Origin of the sequence: Pseudomonas helleri (assembly GCF_045830615.1) — a bacterium.
Classification (GTDB): Bacteria; Pseudomonadota; Gammaproteobacteria; order Pseudomonadales; family Pseudomonadaceae; genus Aquipseudomonas; species Aquipseudomonas helleri.
On the sequence record NZ_CP174501.1, the window covers coordinates 1914419 to 1938624 of the forward strand.

The window sequence follows — 24206 nt, forward strand, 5'->3', positions numbered from 1 at the left end:
CCCGTTAAACCACGCTGGCCGAACGCAGGTTTTGCGCAGTAGTGCACCCGGCAGGACGCCGGGTTAGCCGCGACACGGCCAGGGATGGCCGATCGTGGCGGGCCCACGGCGTAAGGCCGGAACCCTAAGTGGCCGTTGCCGCAGCAATGGATATGTACCCAAGAATACCGAGGTGAATGGTTTCACGGCTGCACGCAGCCGATCGCAGCCTTCGTACCTCGTCAGCGACTACAGTCGCCTGTTTGCTGCGCGACAGCGCGGAGTCGAAGACGAGGCGGCCCGACCTACAGGGTGAACTGTACATTGCAAGTTGTTCGCTTCTCGCTACGCTTGGCATCTCGACAGCAAGCCAACGGAATTGTGCATGGAACACACTCATTACAGTGGCGGATGCATTTGTGGCTCGATCCGTTATGAAGCCTTGGGCCCTGCAGAAAACGCTCATACCTGCTCATGCAAAACCTGCCAGCGGCATACAGGCTCACCGACCGTTGTGTGGGTGGAGTTTGCGCAAGAACGGGTCAAGTGGGTAGGGGCCGGGGGTGCTCCTTCGGTCTTCAGAACCTCGGATTACTCCAGCAGGGCCTTTTGCCCAACCTGCGGAAGTTCGATTGGCGCAATCGATGATGAGCCAACGATTGCATTGCTGATTGGCGGCTTTGATGACAACAACGGCGCCGCGCTGGCGCCGTTGTACCACTCGTTCGAGGACATCCGACCACGCTGGTGGTGTTTGACGCCATTAACCCCGTAGTCGCTGCCGAGGTACGAGGCTGCGATAGTTACTTGGGCCCCAAAATCTGCACCAGCTTATCTGGCGACGGCGCACCTTGCTGTTGTTGCAGGTTGCCTTGGTCGTCCAGGTAGAAAATTGCCGGGGTTGCCGACAGTTCCAGGTCGTTCATGAGCTGGGCGTTGGCATCGAGCTTGGCCTGTACGTCAGCCGGGATTTTGCTCAAAGCCTTGAGGGTGCTGGCCTTGCCGGCTTTTTCGTGTGCCTGCAGGGCTTGCTGCGGGTCTTTGGCGGACAGCAGGGCGGCAGACTTGCCCGGGCTGTCTTCGCGGATAATGCCCACCATGATGTGGCGCAATTGCACTTTGCCTGAATCGACCCACGGGCGGGCCTGTTCCCAGAACATGTTGCAGTACGGGCAGTTCGGGTCGCTGAACAGGTAAACGGTGCGCGGCGCATCCTTTTTACCGTCCTGGATCCAGTTGCTCTTCTCCATGTTGGCCCAGACCTCTTTGGCCATCGGCGCATACACCAGCTTTTGCAACGGCGCCAGGCTCAGGTCTTTGCCGTCGGCGTCATACAGGTTACCGACCAGCACATTGCCGTCGGCGGTCAGGTACAAGGCCATGCCACGGTTCTGGTACTGCGCGGCATAGCCTTTCAAACCGCTGGGGGCATCAAAGCTGCCGACGATTTTCGCGCCCTTGGCTTCGATTTTCTTGATGGCTGGAGGCAGTTCTTCAGCTTGCAGCACAGGCGACTGCAGCAGGGCAGCGCCAAACAGAGAGGTCAGGCTAAGGGTTAACAGTTTGCGGTTAAGCATGTTTGCGTATTCCTTGCAGGGTCGACCTGTTGGGCCGACTTTGAATGTTCTTTGGTAAAGCCTTGCATGGCCTGCGCCAGGCTGGCATCGGACAATTCGCCCAAGTGGCTGCGCAGCAAACGCCCGTCAGCGCTGTAGAAGAGCGTAGTCGGCAGCGCCATGGAGCCGACTTTCTGGGCCAGTTGCCCGCTGCTGTCGAACAAGATGTTGCTCAGGCTCAGACCCTGGGTTTCGAGGAACGTACTGACGCTCTGCATGCTTTCGCCCTGATTGACGAATAAAAACGTCACATCTTGATGCTGTTTTTGCGCGTTCTGCAGCACCGGCATTTCCCGGCGGCACGGCGGGCACCACGTGGCCCACAAGTTGATGACCAGCGGGCCGCCCTGGTAACTGCTCAGTTGCACCGATTCGCCATTGGCTGTGCGCAAGGTGAGTTCAGGCAGGCGCGAACCCTGCTCATAGAGGCTGGAAGACAGGCTGGCCAAAATCCAGAAGGTCAGGCCAGTACTCAACCCCCAAGCTAATGGGCGGCGCAAGCCCGCACGGCGCCAACCCCAGAGCACCGCACCCGCCACCACGGCCACGAGGCCGGGCCAGACCATAAACCCGCCGTCACGCAAATCGAGCATTTTCAACGGGCTGTTCTGGAAGTGCGGCCAGAAAGCGAGCACAAAACCGATACGCGCCACGAGCAAGCCCAGCAAAAACAGGGCAAACAACACTGACTCAGGGTTCTCGCCACCACGTTTGGCCACCCGCCAACCGACCAGCGTCGCCAAGGCGAGGGCCAGGATCAGCAGCAGGTGGTTAATTGCCAAGGCAAACGAACCGATGGTCAGGGTGAGCATTTATGGGGTTTCCCGAGTGGCATTCCAGTTTTTCAAAAAAGTCTCGGCGTTGACTTCGCCGGTGATCCGCTGCCCACGACGCTCAACCCCATTGGGACCTATCCAGACAAAACTGGGCGGGCCGGGTACCTGGTAACGGCTGAGCAATTCGCGGCTGGCGACATTATCGGCGGTCACATCAAGACGCAACAGTCGCACGCCCTGCAAAGCCGATTGCACCTCAGGTTTGGCGAATACCTGTTTTTCCATGACTTTGCACGACACGCACCAGTCGGCGTAGTAGTCGAGCAACACCCATTGCCCCTCGGCCTTGGCGCTGGCCAGTTCACGGTCGAGGCTGGCCGGGTCGTTGAGGGTAATGAAGTCGCCATGGTCATTGCTGACCGTGGTGCCGATCACGGTTTTAGCGGTGTACACCTGCAACGGTTGCCCCAGGTCGGTGCCGCCACCGGCGGCCCCTATCAGCATCAAGCCACCCCAAATCCCGGCCAGCAGGCTCAAGGGATTAAACAGCGGCTTGGCGCGGGCGAAGTGCTGCGCTTGTTGCCACAGGCTGCTGGCAAAAATAATCAGCAACACGCCCCACAACCCCAGCCACAGGGTTTCACTGACCACCGGGCGCAGCAACAACAGGGCCGTAGCGAGGAACAGGAAGCCAAACAGCCCTTTGGTCAGATCCATCCAGGCGCCTGGCTTGGGCAAAAAGCGACTGCCCACCGTCACCAGCAACAGCAGCGGCATGCCAATCCCGACACCCATTACAAACAGCACCAAGCCACCTTCAACCGCATTGCCGCTCTGCGCGATGTACAGCAGGGCGCCTGCCAGCGGGGCGGTCATGCACGGGCCCACCAGCAAACCCGACAAGGCGCCGAGGATGCCTGCACCCAGCAGGCTGCCGCCTTTACGGCCGCGGCCGGCGTTTTCGAGGCGATCGCGCAAGGCGGCGGGTAACTGCAATTCAAAAAAGCCAAACATCGGCAGCGCCAGCACCACAAACAGGGCGGCAAAGCTTGCGAGCAACCAGGGTTGTTGCAGCAGGGCCTGCAAGTTGGCGCCCAGCAGGGCGGCCAAGACGCCCAGGCCTGCGTACACCAGCGCCATGCTCACTACGTAACTGCTGGCGACGGCGAAACCGCGCCCGGCGCTGGCACCGCTGCCCACCACCAGCCCGGCCAGAATCGGCAGCATGGGCAATGAGCACGGGGTAAAGGCCAGCAACAGGCCCAGGCCGAAGAACAGCAACAAGCTCCAGCCCAACGAACGCTGCTGCAAGCTAGCCGCCAGTGACTGGTCCTGGGCCTGGCCTTGAGCGGCGACGGGTTGTGCGCCGCCCAGATCCACCACCTGGCTTTGCGGCGGGTAGCACAGACCGGCATCGGCGCAGCCTTGCCAGCTCACTTTGACCTGGCCGCTGGCACCCGCCGGGATCAGCACGTCGACCTGATTGCGATAGACCTGGCTGGCACCAAAAAACTCGTCATTGTGCTCCCCGCCCTGGGGCAGCACGGGGGTGTGCGCAGCGTCCAGACCGTCGAACTTGAAGCGTTTTTGATACAAATAGTAGTTGTTGGCAATCTGCCAGCTCAGCCGGGTTTCGTCCGATGGCAACACTTCGCTGCTGAAGGCGAATGCCTTGGCCACCGGCAAGAAGTCGACTTTCTGGGCAAAAGGATCATTACTGGCTTGCGCCTGGCTGAAGCCCGTCAGCAGTAGAAACAGAAAAATAAACAAACGGTGCATACGCCCAGCCTTGATCTTTATGAATAGGCAACACCTTGGCGACACATGATTAACCGAGTGTTAATAGGGTCGCGAAACTGACAAGCGCTTTAAACAAAACAGGTGCACTACATTTATAGGGTGGATAATCCGCCCTTAATCCCATGATTTTTTAATCAGCCTATTTACGCGGGTATGAGCATGCACGTATTGGTTTGCGAAGACGATGAACTGATTGCCAGCGGCATTGTGGCCGGGCTGACGGCGCAGGGGCTGACGGTTGAGCATGTCGGCACCGCCAGCAAAGCCAAAGCCATGCTCAAGGCCGCCGAGTTTGACGTGATGGTGCTCGACCTGGGGTTGCCCGACGAAGACGGCCTCAAGCTGTTGCAGCAACTGCGTCAGCAAGGCTTTGAACTGCCCGTGCTGGTGCTGACCGCCCGTGATTCGGTCACCGACCGGGTGGATGGCCTGCAAGCCGGTGCCGATGACTACTTGCTCAAGCCCTTTGACCTGCGTGAACTGGCCGCCCGCCTGCACACCTTGTTGCGCCGGGTAGCCGGGCGCAGCGTCAATTTGATCGAACACGGGCAATTGAGCTACGACCCCAGCAGCCGTATTACCTTGCTGGCCGGTCAGCCGGTCGACCTGTCGCGACGTGAGCAGGCACTGCTGCAAGCCTTGCTGCATAACCGCGGGCGAGTGTTGTCGGCCGAGCAGCTCAAAGACAGCATTTACGGCTTTGGCGACGAACTGGAGAGCAATGCCCTGAACGTTCATATCCATCACCTGCGCTCCAAACTGGGCAAAGGCATCGTCGAAACCGTGCGCGGTCTGGGTTATCGTCTGGGCACTGCCGACGGTGCCGAGCAGCCATGATGAGCATGCGTCTGCGTTTGAGCCTGACCATTGGCTCGGCGTTTGTATTGATCTGGGCGCTGGCGGCGGCCTGGATGCTCAGTGACTTGCGTCAGCAAATGATGTTCTCCCTTGACCAGCGTCTGGTGGCGTCCGCGCGCATGGTGGCGGGGCTGCTTGAGCAATTGCCGCAGTTGCCGGTGAAGGGCGAGGGCACCCATTTCAGTGCGGAACAACTGACCATCCCTGGTGGTATGGCGTGCCAGGTCAGTTCGTTGCGCGGTGAAGTGCTGGCCCGCAGCCACAACCACCCGGACCAGCCGATGCGCTCCGAATCGGCAGGTTTTCATGACCAGATCATTGATGGCGCCGCCTGGCGCACGTTCACCCTCGACCGTGGCGATGTGCGCATTACCACCGCCGACCGCCAGGTCGAGCGCGAAGCCCTGAACCTTTCCGTGCTGCTCGCCGCCTCGGTGCCGGTGGGCATGGCCTTGATCGTGTGCTTGCTGCTGTTGTGGCTGGGCCTCGGCCAGGGGTTGGCGCCGCTCAACCGCATGCGTGATGCCCTGATGCGCCGCGATGCCGATTCGCTGCAACCGTTGCAGATCAGCCCGTTGCCCAGCGAATTAAAGCCATTGCTGGACTCCCAGAACCAGTTGCTGGCGCGAATATCCAAAGCCATTGAACGTGAGCGGCGCCTGACCGGCGATGCCGCCCATGAACTGCGCAGCCCGCTGACCGCGATCAAAACCCACCTGCAAGTGGCGCGTATGACCGACGGCGCGGCGCGCGAACAGTCCCTGGCCCACGCCGAAGCCGGGGCAGACCGTTTGCACCGGACCCTTGAGCAGTTACTGCTGCTGGCGCGGGTTGAAGGCAGCTTGTCGTTTGATGACGGCGTAGAGTGCTCAGCCGAACAAGTAGCGCGTCTGGCCATCAACGACGCGGCCAGCGGCGCGGCTGACCGTGTGCATTTGCAACTGGCCGATGACCTCCCGGACACCCGTCTGCATGTGCCTTCGGTGCTGGCAATCGCCGCCTTGCGCAATCTGCTCGACAACGCCTTGCGCCATACCCCGGCGGACACCCAAGTGCAATTGAAGGTACATGCCGAGGGCAACCACGTCGTGTTCGTGGTGCGTGACCACGGCCCCGGCCTCGCGCCTGAGACCTTGCAACACATGACCCAACGTTTCTGGCGCAACGGCAACAGCAACGGTTGCGGCTTGGGCCTGGCGATTGTGCAGGCCATTGTTGAACGGTGTGCGGGCGAACTGAATTTCGACAGCCAGGCCGATGGCTTGCGGGTTGAACTGCGCATGCCGCTGCAGACGGCTTGAACCTCTCAATCCTTGTAGTCGCTGCCGAAGGCTGCGATGGGGCGCGAAGCGGCCCTGTTCTATGGGTGAAGGTCCTTCGGCCCTTATCGCAGCCTGCGGCAGCGGCTACAGAAACCGGGAAACTTCGGGGCTTGGCTAAATCCTCACCACGCTGATGCGTTTTCAAAACAGGAATGTTTTGGTCAATTTCATCGGCGTATTGAGGGTCCCAGGAATGTCAGTCGCTACCAGCCTTGCTGAAAATCATCCGGTTGAAACGCTGTACGAGTTTGAAGAGTCTCCGTTGCTGGCCCGCCAGAGCCGTCAGGAGTCCAATGCGCGCAGTTACCCGCGGCGCCTGCCGCTGGCCCTCAAGCGTGCCAAGGGTTTATACGTTGAAGACGTCGAGGGCCGCCGCTTTATCGATTGCCTGGCCGGTGCCGGGACTCTGGCGCTGGGGCACAACCACCCGGTCGTGATCGCCGCCATCCAACAAGTGCTGAGCGATGAACTGCCCCTGCATACCCTCGACCTCACCACGCCAGTCAAAGACCAGTTTGTTCAAGACCTGTTCGGCCTGCTGCCCGAGGCTTTGGCCAGCGAAGCGAAGATCCAGTTCTGCGGCCCGACCGGCACCGATGCCGTCGAAGCCGCGCTGAAACTGGTGCGCACCGCCACCGGGCGCAACACCGTGGTGTCGTTTACCGGCGGGTATCACGGCATGAGCCAGGGGGCCTTGAGCCTGATGGGCAGCCTTGGGCCGAAAAAGCCGTTGGCCGCCTTGCTCAGCAATGGCGTGCAATTCATGCCGTACCCCTACGATTACCGCTGCCCGTTCGGGCTGGGCGGCAAGCAGGGCGTGCAGGCCAATTTGCACTACCTGCAAAACCTCTTCAGCGACCCGGAAGCCGGTGTGCAGTTACCGGCCGCCGTGATTGTCGAAGTGGTGCAGGGCGAGGGCGGCGTCATTGCGGCAGACCTCGACTGGCTGCGCGGGTTGCGCCGGATTACCGAGCAAGCGGGCGTGGCGCTGATCGTCGATGAAATCCAGAGTGGTTTTGCCCGCACCGGAAAAATGTTCGCCTTTGAGCACGCCGGCATCATCCCGGATGTGGTGGTGCTGTCCAAAGCCATTGGCGGCAGCTTGCCGTTGGCAGTGGTGGTGTATCGCGAGTGGCTCGACACATGGCTGCCGGGCGCCCATGCCGGAACGTTCCGTGGCAATCAGATGGCCATGGCCGCAGGTTCGGCAGTGATGCGCTATCTCAAGCAGCACAACGTTGCTGCGCACGCCACCGCCATGGGCGAGCGCCTCAGTGAACACCTGCACATCCTTCAGCGCGACTTCCCGCAGTTGGGCGATATTCGCGGTCGCGGCCTGATGCTGGGGGTTGAACTGGTTGACCCCAACGGCAGCCCCGATGCCTTGGGCCACCCGCCAGCCTTTGCCCGATTGGCGCCGCTGGTGCAGCGTGAATGCTTGAAGCGTGGCTTGATTCTGGAGTTGGGCGGGCGCCAGGGCAGCGTGGTGCGCTTCTTGCCGCCGCTGATCATCACCGCCAGTGAAATCGACCAAGTCGCAGCCATCTTTGGCAATGCCATGGCCGCAGCGATCACCCGGCTCTAATTTCTGCCCGCCATCACTCGTTAGATTCATATCTTTTACAGCGACGGAGACCCGCACATGAGTTCAGTATTTGACCGCGACGACATCCTCTTCCAAGTGGTGGTGAACCATGAAGAGCAGTATTCGATCTGGCCGGATTACAAAGCCATCCCCAACGGCTGGCGCGCCGTGGGCAAAAGCGGCCTAAAGCCTGAGTGCCTGGCGTATATCGAAGAAGTCTGGACCGACATGCGGCCCTTGAGCCTGCGCCAGAAGATGGATGCAGTGGCCACGCACTGATTCCCCTCACCCCAACCCTCTCCCTGTATGGACCGGGGACATAGCGAACACAATGTTCGGAGACATCGCGAACACTTTTAATAGGACACATTGACCCCTTAGGAGGTGTGATGTGTCCTGGAAAGAGGTGTCCGCAGTGGATCTTCGTCTCGAATTCGTCGCCTTGGCTTTGGCTGAGGGCGCTAACATCAAAGCATTGTGCGAGCACTTCAATATCGGCCGCACCACTGCTTATAAATGGCTCAAGCGTTTCCAATGTGAGGGTAAAGACGGGCTGATAAATCGGTCCCGTCGACCCCACAGTTCGCCTAATCGAACTGCTCACGAGTCTGAGAAGCAGATACTGGCGCTTAATATCGAGCACACCGGCTGGGGGGCGCGCAAGATCAAGGGATGCCTTGAGCGGCGCGGCAACAACATGCCTGCAGCCAGTACGGTTCATGCCATTCTCAAGCGTAATGAGCGCATCGACCCTCATGCAGGTCTAGTCAAACCATTCATCAGATTTGAACACGAGCAGCCCAATGATCTGTGGCAAATGGACTTTAAAGGCCATGTGCCCATGCGTACGGGTCGCTGCCATCCATTGACACTTCTGGATGACCACTCGCGTTTCTTTTTAACTATCGCCGCCTGTGGCAACGAGCAGCGCAGTACCGTACAGGCCCATTTGATCAATGCGTTTCGCCATTACGGGCTACCTGAGCGCATGACGATGGACAACGGGGCGCCGTGGGGCGACGAGCCTGATGCGTATACAGGGCTGGAAATCTGGATCATGCGTCAGGGCGTAAGGGTGAGCCACTCACGCCCCTACCACCCTCAAACGCAGGGCAAGCTGGAAAGACAGCATCGCAGCATGATCAGGGAGGTTTTTAAGGGCTTGTGTCTGATTGACCTGCCCAGCGCGCAGTTCACGCTGGATGAATGGCGCAAGATCTACAACTACGAGCGCCCGCACGGTGGCATAGGCATGCAGGTACCAGCGTCTCGCTATACGCCCAGCGCACGGGAGTATCAGGAGGTGCTACCTGCCATCGAGTACGGTGCTGAGCTTCATGTGCGAAAGGTGCAGGCTAAAGGTGAGATCTACTGGCAGGGTCAGCCCTGGAGGCTCGGTAAAGGCTTTAAAGGCGAGCGTGTAGGTGTACAAGAGGGTATTGAAGATGGGCAATACGATGTCTTCTGGGGAAGCCATCGTATTGCGCAAATTGACAGAGTGACCGGGGTTGTAATATCAGGGAAAAAGCTTCGTTAACTGTTCGCTATGTCTCCGAACAAAGTGTTCGCTATGTCCCCGGTCCATACACTCCCGGAGGGAGAGGGAGCTGATTTGGGAATATTGGAGATCGGTCTTGCTCAGAAAGTGCTGTTTTGAATCCATAATCGACACGGTATTTCAGGTCGATGAATATCTACAGACAACCGGATCGGTTCCCTCTCCCTCCGGGAGAGGGCTAGGGTGAGGGCATCTGCGCCACAATCGCATCAATGTTGCTCTGCAACTGCGCCACCGGATCTGCGCCGTCAGCGCCGATCACCACCAGGTGGCTGCCGCCCTCGGTAATCGCTGCCTTCAACTCGGGTGAAGGTTCGCGATGGTCCAGCACCAGCGCCACCTCGTTGTCCTTGAGGGTTTGCGTCAGCGCCTTGAGGGCTTGCGGTGTCCACGGGTCTTCACTGTTATGGGCCACGTCAACGCGCTCCAGATTCAGCCCGCTGATCAAGTAATCCAGCCGGTCTGAGACACTCACGACGCTTAAATTATCGGCCTTGGCCAGGCGTGACTCGCTCTCGGCGCTGAGTTTGAGCAGGCGCTGTTTCAGCTCGGCCAGGTTGGCTTCGATTTTGGCCTTGGCGGCGGGGGCCAAACGTACCAGGTCAGCCGCAATCACGTCGGCCATACGCCCCATGTTGTTGCTGGACAGCCACGGCTGGCTGTCGAGGCCATCGCTGTGCACGTCAGGTTGCACGGCAATGCCCGGCAAACTGCCGTCCACCGGGCGTGCAGCGTCCACTTCGACGATGCGGATGTTGCTGCGCCGGGCCATCGGGTACAACGGGTCGTCGCTCCACAACGAGCGCAGGCCGACCACCGCATCGGCGTTTTCTGCGAGCTTTTGCAGGGCCGGGGCGCCGCGACCGCTGAAGTAGGCACTTTGCCGACTGCCGGGCAGGTTGGCCGCAGCTGCGCGTTCAAGGGTCACGCCGCTGTCCTTGAGCAGCAACTCGCTCAAGCCATAGGTAATCGGCAAGCTGGCGAGAATGCGCACTGGTTGCGGTGACGGGGTGGCGGCCAGCAGTGGGGTGCTGAGCAGGCCGGTGATGGCAATTGCCAGAGTGAGTTTGCGCAGCGTGAACATTTATCCAATATTCCCTTTGAGGCTTGGCACCACGCCACGAGCAATGGCGGCCAGGGCGAAGGCGATACCGGCCACCAGAATGATCGCGGCGCCGGACGGAATCGGTAGGTCGAGGACGATAGGCAGCAAAATCCCGCACAAGGTGCTGACCGTGGCGATCAGCACCGAAATCCAGAAAAAGCCCTTCAACGACTGGCTGAGCAAGCGCGCCGCAGCGGCCGGAATCACCAGCAGTGCGCCCACCAGAATCGCTCCGATCACCTTGACCGCTGCCACGGTGATCAGCGTTACCAGTATCACAAACAGGTAATCCAGGGATTTCACTGCCACCCCGCGCACAGCGGCCAGTTGCGGGTTGAAACTGGCCAGCATGATGCGGTTGTACAGCGGCAGGCTCAGGCCCAGCACCAGCGCGCCGACCACCGCCAGCACCAACAGGTCGTTGCCGTTGACGGTCAGCACCGAGCCAAACAGGACGTTCTCAAGAATGTGGATGTTGATCTTGCCCGCGAGAATCAGCAGCAGGCTGGCGCCCAACGCCAATGACACCGAGAGGAAGACCCCGATCAGCGTGTCAGGGGCCAGGCCTGTGCGGTTGCGCAGGTAATTGAGCGAAATGCCGAACAGCAGGCAATAGCCGAACAGGCTGCCGTAAGGCCCGGTGTAGGGTTCACCGAGCAGGATGCCGATGGCCACCCCGGTCAGCGCCGCGTGGCCCACGGCTTCGGAAAAGAACGCGAAGCGCTTGACCACCACCAGGGTGCCGAGCCCGCCCAGCACGGGGCCGATCAGTAAACCGGCGAGCAGCGCATTGACCACAAAACCGTAGGCCAGCACCTCAGGCAAATACCCGGCGGTGGCCCAGCCTTGAATCATCAAACGCAAGGCTTCATAGCTCATGGCTGGGCGCTCCCGAAGGCTTTAGGGTGGGTTGAAAACAGGCTCAACAGGCGCTCAGGGCTAAGGGTTTGCGCAGGCGGGCCGTCGAACAGCACCTGGCGATTAAGCCCGGTGACGCGATCTGCCAGACGTTTGACCGCCGCCAGATCGTGCTCGATCCACACCACCGTGACGCCTGATTGCTGCCAGTCGTTGAGCAAGCGTTCAAAGACCTGCGCGCCGGCTTCGTCCAGCGCCGACATCGGCTCATCCAGCACCAGCAATTGCGGGGCCGGGATCAGCCCCTGGGCCAGCAGCACTCGTTGCCGTTCACCGCCCGACAAGGCGCCCATGCGGCGCTTGCGTTTGTGTTGCATGCCCACCCGTTCCAGCGCATCGCCAATGGCCGGGGCAACCTTGCGCGACAAGCCCATAAATGCCGGGCGCCGCTGGCACATGGCTGCCATGAAGTCGTCGACGGTCATGGGCAAACCACGGTCAAATTCCAGCGCCTGGGGCACATAGCCGATCAACCCCGACTCGCCGTTCCAGTTCAGGCGCAACTCGCCCTGATGCGGCATTTGCCCGAGCAGGGTTTTGATCAGCGAGCTTTTGCCGCCGCCATTGGGCCCCACCAGCGCATGCACGCTGCCCGCCTGAATATTGAAACTGACGCGGTCCAGAATGGGCGTGCTGCCCAAGGTCAGCGACACCTGATCAAACTCCACACCCGGCCCGCGGGCTTGCACCACAAGAGGTTCAGCCGCCGTCATGCCCCGGACTCCTGAATCGCCTTGACCACGGTATTGAGGTTGTTGTTCATCTCTTTTTCGTACTTGTCGGCGGTGTACTCGCCATAGGAAATATGCGACAGCGGATACAGCTTGACCCCGGATTCGCGCTGGATGGTCTCAACGTACGTCGACGGGAAGTCCATCTCGGAGAAGATCACTTTCACATCCAGGTCGCGCAGTTGGTCGATGGTCTTTTTCAACTGGCTGGGGCTCGGCTCAATACCGTGGGCTGGCTCAACCACGGCGGTCACTTCCAGGCCAAATTCGCGCAACAAGTAGTCATAGGCGGCGTGCACGGTGGCGACCCGCAAATCCGCGTTGGGGGCTTCGGTGAGTTTGGCCAGGGCGTCAGCGCGCATCTGGCGCAGGCGCTTGCCGTAGGCGCGAGCATTGGCGGTATAGGTTTTGGCGTTGGCCGGGTCGAGCTTGCCCAGTTCACGGGCGATGTTGTTGACCTGGGCAATCGAGGCGCTGATCGACAAGAAGGTGTGCGGGTTGACCACCTTGCCAGCGCCCCGCGCGGCGGTGCCGGTGGCGGCCAGCAGCGGTACGTTCTGGTTGGCCTCGATGACCGGGATGTCCGGTTTTTCACTGGCTTCGATCATCTTGTCGGCGAAATCATCATGGCCCACACCATTGAGCACGATCACGTCCAGCGTGCCGATGCGCTTGATGTCGTCAGCGCGGGGTTCATAGGCGTGCGGGTTGAAACCGGCCGGAATCAGCGGCACCACTTCAGCCTTGTCGCCAACAATGTTTTTCACGTAGCTGTAATACGGGTGCAGGGTGATGCCAATGCGCAACGGTTTGGCCAGCGGCGCCGGGGCGGCGGTGTCAGCGTGCGTCAGAGGTGAAAGGCAGAGGGCCAGGAGGCCGGCCAGCAACAAGGTGCGGCGTCGAAATACAGATGAAATGGACATGGCGAGCAGTCTTCTCTCAAGTAAAGCGGTGGGTTCAGTGCCGATGCTGGCGAGTCACCCCGGCATCGAATTGGGCGATCACTTGCTTCCAGCCGTTCTGGAGCAAGGCGCCATCGTTGAAGTCGGTGGGGGCGCTGACGTTGCTGTTGCGGTTAAGCCATACATCGGGCTGCTCGTTGATACGCATCAAAAACGAACCGGCCACCTCAGGGTTGGGGCTCGTGCCCAGGTAAGCCTGGTCGCCCAGCAATTGCCAGGCATGGTTGCCACGGCTCACCGAGCTGGCATCGCTGGCAAAGGGCGCGAAGCCTTCTTCGGCCAACTGCCCGGGTTGGGGCAGGGCGCCGGTTTCTTCGTGCAGCAGATTGATCTCGTCCAGGGTGACCCGCAGATCAGCGTAGATACCTTGCTCGGCGGCATTTAGATCGAGCCGGGCATCCAGTTGGTGGGCCGCCACTGAGGTTGCTTCATGGGACTCGTGACGCCAGGCCACAACCGACCCCGCGACGCATAGAATCAACAGGCACAACAGCAGTACATAAAGGGTTTCATGCCCGGCACCGGCCGGGCGCACGACGTGAGTATTCATTCGATATCGGCTTGGTCGATTTCAACAATGTGGCCGGGGCCTGCGTCAAACAGCACGTAGAACTCGCCTTCCGGGCGTTTGAAGGTCAGGGTCGAATCGCTGCCCAACTTGCCGGGCACCAAGATGGTTTCGTCATAACCGATCACATCCAGCGTCACCCCCGGTGCGCCACTGCCATCAGAAAACCCGCCGGTGCAGCGGATCTGGTCGTCGCCCAGGCTTTTGCACTCACACATCGGGTTGTGCGCCAGTGCCTGGCTGCTGAACCCCAGCAAGACCAGAAAACCCGCGGCCATGACACGGCGCGCGGGGAGTTTGTACAGGTGCGAACTCATCGTTTACCTCCTTGTTGAGCCAGCCAGGCCAGGGTTGCCGGTGAGGCCTCGCTCAGGGGGATGGATGCCTGATGCATTGAGCCGTCCCAGCCCTCAAGGGTGATCCACAGCTCAGCATCGTCTTTGGTACGTTCCGGAATCGGCAAGGTGGCGCCCATGCGGTACGGCGTGCCGAAAAAAATCACCCCGGCAGCGCGCAAGCTGCGCGGTTTGCCGATGCGTAAATAAGCCGCCTTGACCTGATCGATGCAGGTGTCGCACAGCGCTGCGTTAAAGCTCTTCATATAACCCGCCGGGCCGTCGGGGCGCGGCGCTTCGTTGCGCAGTTCTGCCAGTTGCAGGCTCCATGGACCCACTTGCACGGTGCCGATCTCGCGCTCTCCCAAGCCGCTGTCCCCGCGAAACAGTGACGCCTCATGAAAATACTTGGGCATAAACCCCAGCGGGATCAGCAGCAACAGAATGTTGATGTGAAACCGCCATTTGAGCCACCAGCGTCCCAGTGCAGAAGAGGGCGCTACCGCTGCTGCCTTACTCATACATTGGCCTCCTCGGGCTGTGCGCTGCGCGCTGTGACGGTTTGCCTGCCGGTCGGTACACGGGCGGGTTTATTGCTGCGTTTAAGCGCGTTGGCGGTGGCCAGTGCCGTGCGCTTGGTCCAGATCAGCAGGCCGCTCAACACCATCATGCTCAGTACCAGACCGAAGAAGAACCAGATCAGCTTGACCCATAGACCGCCGAAATCACCGGTGTGCAGCGGGCGCATGGACTCAGTCACCAGTTCCAGCCCGGAACGGTCGGCGATCATCCGCGAACCTTCGATGGCGCCGTTGTACGGATTGATGTCGGCGGTCTGAAACAGCAGCGGATACCAGCCCGGGCCGCCCACTTCGATATGGCCATAGGCGTTGCTTGGCAAGCTGACAAAGCTGGCTTCAAGGCCGGGAATGCTCTCGGCGGCAATCTTCACGGCCTGATCGAGATTGATCATCGGCGCCGGTTGGCCGTCCGGCATGATCGGCACATCCTGACGCGCCACCACCGGCGGGTTGCCCGCAGTCGAGATTGAAATCTGGTTATCGAACATAAAGGCCTGAATTAAAAACCACACGCCAGTGATGGAAATCACCGCGATAAACCAGATCGACCAGATCCCGCACAGCCGATGGAAGTCGCCCCAAAAGATTCGCGCGCCGTGTTTTAACCGCAGCGTGGGTTTGAGGAAGCCTTTCCAGAATTTTTTGTACACCACCAGCCCGGTAATCAACGACGCCAGCAGCGGCAGGCCGAGGAAAGACACCAAGTACCAGCCCCAGCTATAACCGTTGGTGAACGGCACCAGCCACCAGCCGTGCAGGGCGCGGGTGAACTGGCGGAAGTCAAAGCTCGAACTCTCGCCCTGAATGGCCCCGGTATACGGGTTGATGTACAGCGCCGGCGAGCGCCCGTCCGGGTACACCACCCTGGCGACCAGTGCAAAGTGCGACTCATCCGGGCGGCTGATCGACTGCACCGCCAGTGCCGGTTCGGCTTTATGAATGGTGTTCAGCACCTGCTCATACGTGAGCAACGGAGCATCGCTTGAAGGCTGTGTGGCACGGGCTTCAGGGGTCGCCAGCCAGACAATCTCCTGGCTGACCACCGCCAACGTGCCGGTGACACACACAATCAATACAAAGAACCAGATCGGCAGCGTTAACCAGCTGTGGACCAGGAACCAGACCTTGGAGCGGGATTTTTTGGACATGGGGGACGGCAGACTCACGGCTGAGCATGTTTAATCGCAACTGAGAATGCGATTGCTATCCATGTAGGACGTATGAGATGTCGAAAACCCGAAGGTAGAGTTGTAAAAAAGTGTTTCGGTATTCGACCGGGCAGGCCAGGAGCGCTCACAGGCAGGAATCAGGAGAGGTGAGCGCAATGCCCGCTGCTGCTTCTGATAGACGTTGAGAATAGTTTAAAATTTACCCGGGACCGGTCGCAGCGGGGCTGTTTGTAGAAAAACCACTGGCTAAACCTGCGAGAAATATGTTTAAGCGGTTTAGCCAGAGTGCGCGTTATTGAAACTGACCTGCCTTGATGCAGTAGGTCAACAAAGCCTGATCGCTTTCTACCGCTAACTTGCGCATGGCTGAAATCTTTTGCGCGCTGACGGTCTTGACGCTGCGTTTAAGCAAGCGCGCCACGTCGCTGACGCTGTAGCCGGCAACAAAAATGCGTAACACCTCCACTTCACGCGGGGAAAGGCTGGCAAAGCGCTCATCGATCTCCTGTTTGTTCATGAGCACAGAGGTCGGAGCCGGAGCCGGGCTTTGATAGTTGCGGTTGGCGGCAACGGCCGCCAGGGCATTGAGGATTTCCTCGTGCAGGTGATTTTTCTGGATAACGCCCGCCACGCCCAACTCATGTAAACGCGACAAAATCAGGTTATTGGAGATCATGGTCAATACCACGACCTGAATATGCGCGAACTTGCGAATGATGTACTCGATCAGCTTGAGCCCGTCACCATAGGTCGCATCGCCCGGCATATTGAAATCGGTAATCACAACGTCCGGCTGGTACTCCTCAAGCTGAGCAATTAACTGGCTTGAATTTGTAGCCTCGGCAACGAGTTTGAACCGGGGGTCCCGCATGATGATTTCGCGCACACCAAACAGCACGATGGGATGGTCATCAGCGATCACGACTTTGATTTCTAGCATGAGCTTCCTGTCATTCAATGAAACTCTTAAGTGATAAGGTCTTCGCTCAGGATGAGCAGAGCAGCGCGAAGTCGCGACATAAAAGCCACTAACTCGCGCCGGGTATCGTCAGTAAGAGGGTGGCTGTGCAAGGTAAATTCCAAATGATTGCAGGCGGCGCTAAGGGCTTGTGCGCGAACCGAGGCCAGCGATCCATTCATTCTGTGCAAGTAGCGCACCAGACCCTGTACATCATTGGCATGCAACGCCCGCTCAGTGTTGAGCAAGTCTTCGTTCATGGTGTCGATGAACAACTGGCGCATCTGTTCTGACAACGCAATCCAGTTGTCCATGTCGCCGGGTTGCAGTGCTGACGGGGCTTGCGCGGCCGCAGCATCAGTCGGGCACCAGGTCGTCAGGGTTTCGCGCAGTTGCTTGAGTGTGAGCGGCTTGACCACCCAGGCATTCATGCCTGCGGCCATGCAAAGCTTACCTTCTTCACGGAAGGCATTGGCCGTGACGCCGAGAATAGGGATGTCCGCGCCTTGCTGACGCAGCGCTTGGGCCAACTCATAACCATTCATGAACGGCATGTTTACATCGGTAATCACCAGATCAAAATCCTGCGCGTTCCACAGTTTAAAGGCTTGTTCGCCATTGTCAGCGGTGCTGACTTCGGCTCCCAGCGCCTCCAGCTGTTCGCGAAGAATGGCCTGGTTGATCGGGTTGTCCTCTGCCACCAGAATGCGCAAGCCGATACGTACCGGGGCCAATGTGTGTTCAAGCCGCTGTGTGGGTCTGGCACCTTGATAAATCGAGGTCAGGCCGCGACCGATGGCCCGAATGTCATAGCTGTTGATTTCCAGGCTCTGGGCCTTGTTGCTGTCTTTATCAGATGAAGCCCCGCGGATGATCACCCGCTCACTGTGCGCAACGGCGCCCGTTGCCTGGGTTGTGACCTCCAGAAGGGTGAGGGTAGGGTCGTCCACGGCTTCCTGTGTGGCAGGCAAGGCGTAGGCTCCCCAGCGATTGAGCCAGTCGATCAGGCTTTGCTCCAGCTCCTTGAGCGGCGCCAGAACGCGCACCGGCATGCCCTGGATGTCGATATCGCGGCAGTCAGGCAGCTCTCCCGGGATGATCGGTAAACGTATGTTCAGGGAAAAGCTGCTGCCAAGCCCCGGTTCGCTGACCACACGCAGGCTCGCACCCATCAATTCGCTCAGGCGCGAGCAGATCGACAGCCCCAGCCCTGCCCCCCCTGCAATGTTGTTTGCGGACAGTTGATTGAACGGCGTGAACAGGTTTGCCAGTGCTTTCTCGCTGATGCCGACACCGGTGTCGGACACTTGCCACTGCAGCGAGGCGTGTGCGTCGTCTTGCTCGACGACCTTGACCCGCAGCACGATTTGCCCTGATTCAGTGAACTTGATCGCATTGCTCAGCAAGTTGTTGATGATCTGCCGGATTCGTCCAGGGTCACCCAGCATCAAGGCGGGCAACGTGCCGTCAGCGCAGGCGTAAATCTTCAAGCCTTTATTGGTCGCCGCCGCCGAGTATGCGCGTATGCAATCTTCGAACAGATCCAGCGGGCAGAAGGTGACTGACTCGACAGACATCTGGCCGGACTCGATCCTGGAGACGTCCAGCACATCGCTGATCAACTGAAACAGCACCGAGGACGATCGTTCAATCGTGCTCAGGTAGTCACGCTGGCGCTTGTTGAGGTCGGTCAAACCCAGCAGCTCAAGGTTGCCCAGCAAACCGTACAAGGGGGTGCGTATCTCGTGGCTCATGGTAGCCAGAAACAGGGTCTTTGCCTGGCTGGCCTCGTCAGCTGAGCGGCGCGCCTTGTTTAACAGGTTGGTCTGGTCAACGTGACGGGTGATGTCGTTGAAACCACAGAGCACCACGTCCTCGCCTTTGTAGCGGGTTGAAACAAAGCACACTTGCAGGTAACGGCCTGCGACTTCCATGTGCATTTCGCCCTGAATATCGGCTCGACGATCGAGTTTGAGCACGTTGATCATTTCGGCCGTGCACTGCCATTCTATGGCACGCTGATTTTCGATCAGTACCTGATTGTTGTTGCGTTGCACCACGCACAGCGCGACAGGGGCGTTTTCCAGAATGACCCGGTTAAATGCTTCGCTTTCGATCAAGGATTGGTTGGCGCGTTCTGCCGGCTCAACGATGCGGGTACGAAACCAGCGGGTAATACGCCAGCCCACCATCAACAACAGGCTGAATAACCCGATTACCCCCAAAAGCGGCCAGAGCGCGTAACGGAAGAAGCTCTCATAGCTGATGCTGTACAGGCCCACCCAAGGGTTCTCACCGGCGGACTTGAGCTTGAAGCACAGGCCATAACGATCGAGGCTGAAGCCATCGCTCAGGTTGTTTACTCGGCTTGGCTCACCCAGCAACACATCGCCCTCGGGTGAAATCAGGGTGAAACGGTTGTTGATCGGGCGGACCAATAAACGTTCAAGTTCATTGATTTCACTAGCATCGAGCAAGGCGGTCAGGATAGATAAGCCATGATCTTTTCCGGAGGGCATCACCTCATTGGTCAGGTCGATGCCAATGTAGCCAACAATCGTTTTGGTGTCCTGGAACAGACCATGTGGTGCTCGCATCCAGCCCACATGGGTTTCGCTGAGTTTATTGCGCTCAGCCGAAAGCTTTGCGTAAAGGCTTTGCGTCACCTCGAAAAAATTACTTTTCTCCAGCAGGAGTTGGCGGCGTGAACTGCCCACGCCGGGAATGGCGACATTGAATTGTGGCGAAGGCGAGAACATGAACAACTGCGGCGATGAGTAAAATGAGCTCGCCCAGAATGAACTGTAGAAGTCAGTGAGTTGCACCCCCCACGAGAGCGCCCCGCTCATGGCGTCATCTGAGTATTCGTTACGCTTGGCCAGCGTAAAGGGAATGGACATGGCCAGCCCCTTCACTTGATAGACCTCTTCATCGTCCCCCAGCATGATCAGCTTGCTGGAAAAGGGTTGTACATACGTGACCACATTCTGGTGGGCACGGCTATAACCCTGTGCTGCCTGCTTCAAGAAAGACTCATGCTCATGAATGCTTTCGATGAGCCGCGCAAAATGAAAGTCGACCTTGTCGCTTTCTTCTTCAAATACCCGGCCTACGGCCCAATAGCTCATGCTCACCAGCAACAGGGCGAGACTGGTCAGCAGCAGCAACATTTTGTTGAGCCGCTGTGAGCTGGTGGCCAATGCTCGAAGGCGCGAGCTTTCATACTTCATGGTTCAACACCGTAGAGGCTTAAGTAAAAGGTGCTTTAGGGAAGGCGCTAACAGCCGATTAAACCCGACAGGATAGCGCTTGAGAGCTGTATCAGAATGAATAGACAGCAGGGGTTCAGGTAAGTGCTGGCTTTGGGCTATCTTCGAGCAATAATTCAATAAAGTCCCCGGCGCGTATGGCGGCACAGATGATGAAGCCCTGAGCGAGGTCACACTCGATACGGCGCAGGAACTCCAGCTCTTCCTGGGTTTCAACGCCTTCTGCCGTGACAATCAGGCCGAGCTTGTGGCTCAGGTCGACAATACTTTCCAGTGCCAGCGCAAGGCTTTCTCGCTCCAGACAGCCGTGAACCAGTGAACGGTCGATTTTCAGTTCACTGAACGGCGTGGACACCAGGTTGAAATACGAGCTGTAGCCCTTGCCAAAGTCATCCTGAGCCAAGCCAAAACCCATCATACGCAGGCGACAGGCCCCCGCATAAAAATTGCTGATCTTCTCGGTGGTCGAGCTTTCCATTAGCTCAAAGCAGATCGACTGCGGTTCGGCCCCTGCGTCCAGTACTTTTTGGTATAGGCGATCAGCCAGATCATTGCTGTCGAGCAAATGGGTGGGAATGTTGACTGAAACGGGCACATCAAACCCTTCGCTGCGCCAGAGAGCCTGGGCCTTCAGGCTGTGCTCCAACATCAAGCCGACAAGGGCGTCTTCCAGGTTGAACTGAGCGATAGCGCCTAAAAAATCACTGGGCGGCAGTACGCCCAGAGTGGGGTGGCACCATCTGACCAAGGCTTCGGCGCTGCAGATCTTGCCGGTGCGCAAGGACTTTTTAGGTTGAAACCACGCTTGTATCTGCCCATTGCTCATGGCTTGAAGCAGGGTATTGCGCTCCAGGCTCAGAGAAATTGTTGCGTACTCTTGAGCCTGACTGGCCAGTGCGTCGAGGCGCGAGCGCAGCTGGATCACCGCGTTGGGTACGACCGGCTTGGAGATCAGCCCGACGACTTTCAACCCCAGGTTTTTCGCCGAAAGCCCGGCACTGACCAACAGGCGCCGCGAAGCAACGCTCATCAGGGCAATGGCTGGGCGCTTTTTCAGTGAGGTGATTTTCTGGAACAGTTGCACGCCATCCATCTCCGGCATGAACAGGTCGCTGACCATCAGATCGTATTCATAGCGTTGCAGCAGGTTCAAAGCGCTAGAGCCGCTCCAGGCAGAGTCCACTTCAAACCCGCCGTCGTTACGGAACAGTTTGAGCAAATACTCATGTTGAAACGGGTGGTCCTCAACAATGAGTACCTTATAGGGCTTCATCAGCGTTCCTCTTGTAGGCCAGCAGGCAGGTGTAAAGCGCGCGCATTGAAAAAGGTTTGATCAGGCAGTGGTTCATGCCGGCTGCCCGACAGCGATCAGCCTCTTCGAGCATGGCGTTGGCCGTGGCGCCAATGATTGGAATTGAGCTGTTCAGTTCACGCAGCCGGGCAGCCAGTTCATAGCCATTCATGCGTGGCATGTTGACGTCTGTAAGGACCAGGTCAAAGGGCGTTGTACGCCATAGCGCCAAAGCCTCCTGGCCGTCACCTGCCAGTTCGACCGTGCAACCGAGGTCTTCGAGCTGATCGCGCAGAATCAACTGGTTGATGACGTTGTCTTCGGCCACCAGAACATGAATGCCCAAGTGCCCATCCAGGCGATTTTCAGTGAGTGCGTTGATCTGAACCATGGATTGCCCCTGGGCCTCGCTGACGGCGTGATGCACGTCGGACAAGTTGTTGAGATTGACGTGGCGATGGTTGCTGGACGACTCCGTGCAGACATAGTCCTCCGTTCCGGCGATGACTTTTTGGCCTTGCCAGCCCGGGACCAGGGCATATTTGAACGCCCCGACATGCAACTCCAGCAACACTGCGCCGGGGGTGTAGGCGAGCAGGCCAGGGCGTCGCACTTCGGCGCGCGCGCCCCAACGGTTCAACCAGCCGCTGAAGTTTTCTGCCAATTCGCGCACGGTGGCTACCACGTAGACCGTTTCGGCCAGCAGAGGCTGGCAGCCAGGGTCTGTGGGCTGCGCATTCAACTGCTCAAGCGGTAGTTGCAAGGTGAAGCTGCTACCCAGCCCTGGCTCGCTGACGACGCGCATCGAACCATTCATCAAATGCATCAGGCGCTTGCAAATGGACAACCCCAGGCCGGTGCCCGCGACCACATTGGTGGAGCCACTGGCCTGATAGAAGGGCTCGAACAGAAACCGTTGGTTTTCCAGGCTGATGCCTTTGCCGGTATCGCTGACTTGCCAGTTCAGGGTGACGCGTTCGTCGTCACGGCTATCGAGCTTGAGGCGCAAGATGATCCGCCCATGATCGGTGAACTTCAGGGCGTTATTGAGCAAGTTGTTGAGAATCTGGCGAATGCGCGAGGCATCACCGTTCAGCCAGTCCGGCACTTTGGGGTCAATACAGGCAAACAGTTGCACGCCCTTGGCATGCGCCGCGCCGGCATAGCTCTGGACCACGCCCTGAATCAGTTCCACGGGCGAAAAACGGTTGAGGGTCAGCGACAATTGCCCAGCTTCGATTTTTGAAACGTCCAGCACATCGCAAATCAATTGCAATAAATTGGCCGACGATCCTTCGATAGCCTGCAAGTAGTTCTGTTGCTGGCGATTCAACTCAGTGCGGCCCAGCAGTTCCAGGGTGCCCAGCACCCCATACAGCGGCGTGCGTATTTCATGGCTCATGGTGGCTAGAAACAGGCTCTTGGCTTCGTTGGCGCTGTCTGCCGATTGCCGCGCCTGTTCAAGCGCCAGCTCGACCTGTTTATGGGCGCTGATGTCGCTGAACGCGCAAATCAGCACATCCTCACGCTTGTAACGGGTGGGGGCAAAGCACAGGTACAAATGTCGGCCGTCGGCCATTTCGAATTCATCGGTGGTGTTTTGCTCGACATCTTCAAAGGCTCGCTTGATCCAGTCCATGCTTAACTGATTGCGTTCGTGACCGGCTCCCAGCCATTGCTGCGCGAGTGAGTTTTCCAGGACTACGCTGCCATCCACGCGACGCAGCACACACAGGGCCACGGGGGCGATATGAATAACCGTACGACTGAAAGCCTCACTTTCGATCAGCCCTTCGATGCGGTCATTGGCCGGAGTAATCAGGCGCCGGTCTATGCGCCGAACTAGGCACAGCATGAGCCAGGCGAACAGCGCGCACAGCAGAGTGGAGATCAACAGCGGACCTGCAAGCACCGGTAACAACGATTTGATATCGAGGGCATAGACAATTTGCCAGTCGGAGTAATCCATGCGTTTGCGTATTGCCAGTTTTTCAGGGAACAGCCCGGTCCCTATAAAACCAAATGAACGAATCGCTTGCAGTTGATGACGTAGATTGCCCACGGGTTCGTCTGAACTGCTGAACAGGACATTGCCGCGCCCGTCCAGCAACATGAAGTCACCGGCACCTTCGTGATGCAAAGCCGCCACCATGTCCGGGACCTGAACTTCCAGGCCGAGCCAGCCTGAGCCCAGCACGCGGTCGTCCAGCCGCGAAAAGGCATACAAGGGCGAATCGGTGAGCGAGGCATCTCTCAACCACACATCGTCGCGCAAGGAGAAATCACCCTGGGTCTGGGCCATAAGCTGACGCAGTACAACGTCGGGAACCTTGTCTGGTGATGAGGTGACATTGAATAACCGGGTAACTGTCGGCTGGCCTTTGTCCGAGACGTACAACAGATTGACCTGATGCTGGCGCAGGTAGTCACGCATTCGGTTGGTCAGCCACAGGCTCCAGTTATGGCGGCTGTCACCCAAAACGATGTGCACCTCTTCGGTGCGTACTTCATTGTTGTTCGGGGTCGGTTGGGTGACGTTGCTGACCGCCGACAACACCAGGCTTTTCAGGAGCATTTCACGGCTGACAAAAAACAGCTGCGCTTCGGCAACGCCTTGGTTCATGTCACTGCGGCGTGCGGAAATTTCATCATTCAGCGTGGTACGCACATAACTGAACGCAATGGCAACGACACCGCCCGTGAGGGCGATGGCAAACAGGTGAAGGAGTTTTCTGGCCGCTTTGGGAGTCGAGAATGAGGCGTCGAAAGGGCGGATAAATTGTTTTAGTTTCATTCGGGGGAAAGTAATCAATCCCCCTGTTTTG

The 24206-nt window shown here is 58.7% G+C and carries 21 protein-coding genes; 6 read left to right on the plus strand and 15 right to left on the minus strand.

What is annotated here, in order from left to right:
• Window positions 1-364 precede the first annotated feature (364 nt).
• Window positions 365-754: a GFA family protein gene (locus ACJJU9_RS08720; RefSeq protein ID WP_407730477.1), complete on the plus strand. Its 390-nt coding sequence runs from the start codon at window positions 365-367 to the stop codon at window positions 752-754.
• Between the two features lie 28 nt (window positions 755-782).
• Here the strand turns inward: ACJJU9_RS08720 and dsbG are convergent, their stop codons facing one another.
• The 3 genes from dsbG to dsbD are packed head-to-tail and all read right to left on the minus strand — an operon-like array spanning window position 783 to window position 4150.
• A complete protein-coding gene (gene dsbG / locus ACJJU9_RS08725) occupies window positions 783-1556 on the minus strand; it encodes a thiol:disulfide interchange protein DsbG (RefSeq protein WP_153435110.1) in 774 nt (257 codons plus the stop codon).
• A complete protein-coding gene (locus ACJJU9_RS08730) occupies window positions 1535-2407 on the minus strand; it encodes a TlpA disulfide reductase family protein (RefSeq protein WP_048368849.1) in 873 nt (290 codons plus the stop codon). The genes dsbG and ACJJU9_RS08730 overlap by 22 nt, the downstream gene beginning before the upstream one ends.
• Window positions 2408-4150 (minus strand): protein-disulfide reductase DsbD, encoded by a 1743-nt coding sequence (gene dsbD, locus ACJJU9_RS08735; RefSeq protein WP_407730478.1) that lies wholly within the window; start codon window positions 4148-4150, stop codon window positions 2408-2410.
• A gap of 180 nt (window positions 4151-4330) precedes the next feature.
• Here dsbD and ACJJU9_RS08740 point away from each other — a divergent pair, with 180 nt between their 5' ends.
• The 5 genes from ACJJU9_RS08740 to ACJJU9_RS08760 all read left to right on the plus strand — a co-directional run bounded on the left by ACJJU9_RS08740 (window position 4331) and on the right by ACJJU9_RS08760 (window position 9473).
• The gene (locus ACJJU9_RS08740; RefSeq protein ID WP_407730479.1) at window positions 4331-5008 is read left to right on the plus strand and encodes a response regulator; all 678 of its coding nucleotides are present in this window, start codon (window positions 4331-4333) and stop codon (window positions 5006-5008) included.
• On the plus strand, window positions 5005-6330 hold the full coding sequence (locus ACJJU9_RS08745) for an ATP-binding protein (RefSeq protein WP_407730480.1): 1326 nt from the start codon (window positions 5005-5007) through the stop codon (window positions 6328-6330). Before ACJJU9_RS08740 ends, ACJJU9_RS08745 begins: the two co-directional genes overlap by 4 nt.
• Window positions 6331-6544: 214 nt before the next feature.
• The gene (locus tag ACJJU9_RS08750) at window positions 6545-7936 is read left to right on the plus strand and encodes an aspartate aminotransferase family protein (protein WP_407730481.1); all 1392 of its coding nucleotides are present in this window, start codon (window positions 6545-6547) and stop codon (window positions 7934-7936) included.
• Between the two features lie 57 nt (window positions 7937-7993).
• The gene (locus ACJJU9_RS08755; protein ID WP_048389352.1) at window positions 7994-8215 is read left to right on the plus strand and encodes an MbtH family protein; all 222 of its coding nucleotides are present in this window, start codon (window positions 7994-7996) and stop codon (window positions 8213-8215) included.
• Between the two features lie 112 nt (window positions 8216-8327).
• Entirely contained in the window at window positions 8328-9473 is a 1146-nt protein-coding gene (locus tag ACJJU9_RS08760; RefSeq protein WP_407728679.1) for an IS481 family transposase, read from the plus strand.
• Window positions 9474-9672: 199 nt separating this feature from the next.
• On the opposite strand, the gene ACJJU9_RS08765 is transcribed toward ACJJU9_RS08760, so the two are convergent.
• The 12 genes from ACJJU9_RS08765 to ACJJU9_RS08820 form a co-directional block, all read right to left on the minus strand.
• Window positions 9673-10578 carry a metal ABC transporter substrate-binding protein gene (locus ACJJU9_RS08765; protein ID WP_407730482.1) on the minus strand — a complete coding sequence of 302 codons (906 nt, stop codon included), beginning with the start codon at window positions 10576-10578 and terminating at the stop codon, window positions 9673-9675.
• Window positions 10579-11478 carry a metal ABC transporter permease gene (locus tag ACJJU9_RS08770; RefSeq protein ID WP_407730483.1) on the minus strand — a complete coding sequence of 300 codons (900 nt, stop codon included), beginning with the start codon at window positions 11476-11478 and terminating at the stop codon, window positions 10579-10581.
• Window positions 11475-12230, minus strand: a complete 756-nt coding sequence (locus ACJJU9_RS08775) for a metal ABC transporter ATP-binding protein (RefSeq protein WP_407730484.1) — start codon at window positions 12228-12230, stop codon at window positions 11475-11477. Before ACJJU9_RS08775 ends, ACJJU9_RS08770 begins: the two co-directional genes overlap by 4 nt.
• A complete protein-coding gene (locus ACJJU9_RS08780; RefSeq protein ID WP_153326677.1) occupies window positions 12227-13171 on the minus strand; it encodes a metal ABC transporter substrate-binding protein in 945 nt (314 codons plus the stop codon). Before ACJJU9_RS08780 ends, ACJJU9_RS08775 begins: the two co-directional genes overlap by 4 nt.
• 34 nt (window positions 13172-13205) lie before the next feature.
• A complete protein-coding gene (locus ACJJU9_RS08785) occupies window positions 13206-13760 on the minus strand; it encodes a DUF6162 family protein (RefSeq protein ID WP_407730485.1) in 555 nt (184 codons plus the stop codon).
• The gene (locus ACJJU9_RS08790; RefSeq protein ID WP_407730486.1) at window positions 13757-14095 is read right to left on the minus strand and encodes a hypothetical protein; all 339 of its coding nucleotides are present in this window, start codon (window positions 14093-14095) and stop codon (window positions 13757-13759) included. The genes ACJJU9_RS08785 and ACJJU9_RS08790 overlap by 4 nt, the downstream gene beginning before the upstream one ends.
• Window positions 14092-14634 (minus strand): thiamine pyrophosphate-binding protein, encoded by a 543-nt coding sequence (locus ACJJU9_RS08795; protein ID WP_407730487.1) that lies wholly within the window; start codon window positions 14632-14634, stop codon window positions 14092-14094. The genes ACJJU9_RS08790 and ACJJU9_RS08795 overlap by 4 nt, the downstream gene beginning before the upstream one ends.
• Window positions 14631-15842 carry a PepSY domain-containing protein gene (locus ACJJU9_RS08800; protein WP_048368860.1) on the minus strand — a complete coding sequence of 404 codons (1212 nt, stop codon included), beginning with the start codon at window positions 15840-15842 and terminating at the stop codon, window positions 14631-14633. The genes ACJJU9_RS08795 and ACJJU9_RS08800 overlap by 4 nt, the downstream gene beginning before the upstream one ends.
• A gap of 313 nt (window positions 15843-16155) precedes the next feature.
• Window positions 16156-16803 carry a response regulator gene (locus tag ACJJU9_RS08805; RefSeq protein ID WP_153331883.1) on the minus strand — a complete coding sequence of 216 codons (648 nt, stop codon included), beginning with the start codon at window positions 16801-16803 and terminating at the stop codon, window positions 16156-16158.
• 26 nt (window positions 16804-16829) lie between these two features.
• On the minus strand, window positions 16830-20051 hold the full coding sequence (locus ACJJU9_RS08810; RefSeq protein ID WP_407730488.1) for a response regulator: 3222 nt from the start codon (window positions 20049-20051) through the stop codon (window positions 16830-16832).
• A 115-nt stretch (window positions 20052-20166) separates the two neighbouring features.
• Window positions 20167-21363 carry an EAL domain-containing response regulator gene (locus tag ACJJU9_RS08815; protein ID WP_314914686.1) on the minus strand — a complete coding sequence of 399 codons (1197 nt, stop codon included), beginning with the start codon at window positions 21361-21363 and terminating at the stop codon, window positions 20167-20169.
• Window positions 21350-24175: an ATP-binding protein gene (locus tag ACJJU9_RS08820; RefSeq protein WP_407730489.1), complete on the minus strand. Its 2826-nt coding sequence runs from the start codon at window positions 24173-24175 to the stop codon at window positions 21350-21352. The genes ACJJU9_RS08815 and ACJJU9_RS08820 overlap by 14 nt, the downstream gene beginning before the upstream one ends.
• Between the last annotated feature and the right edge of the window lie 31 nt (window positions 24176-24206).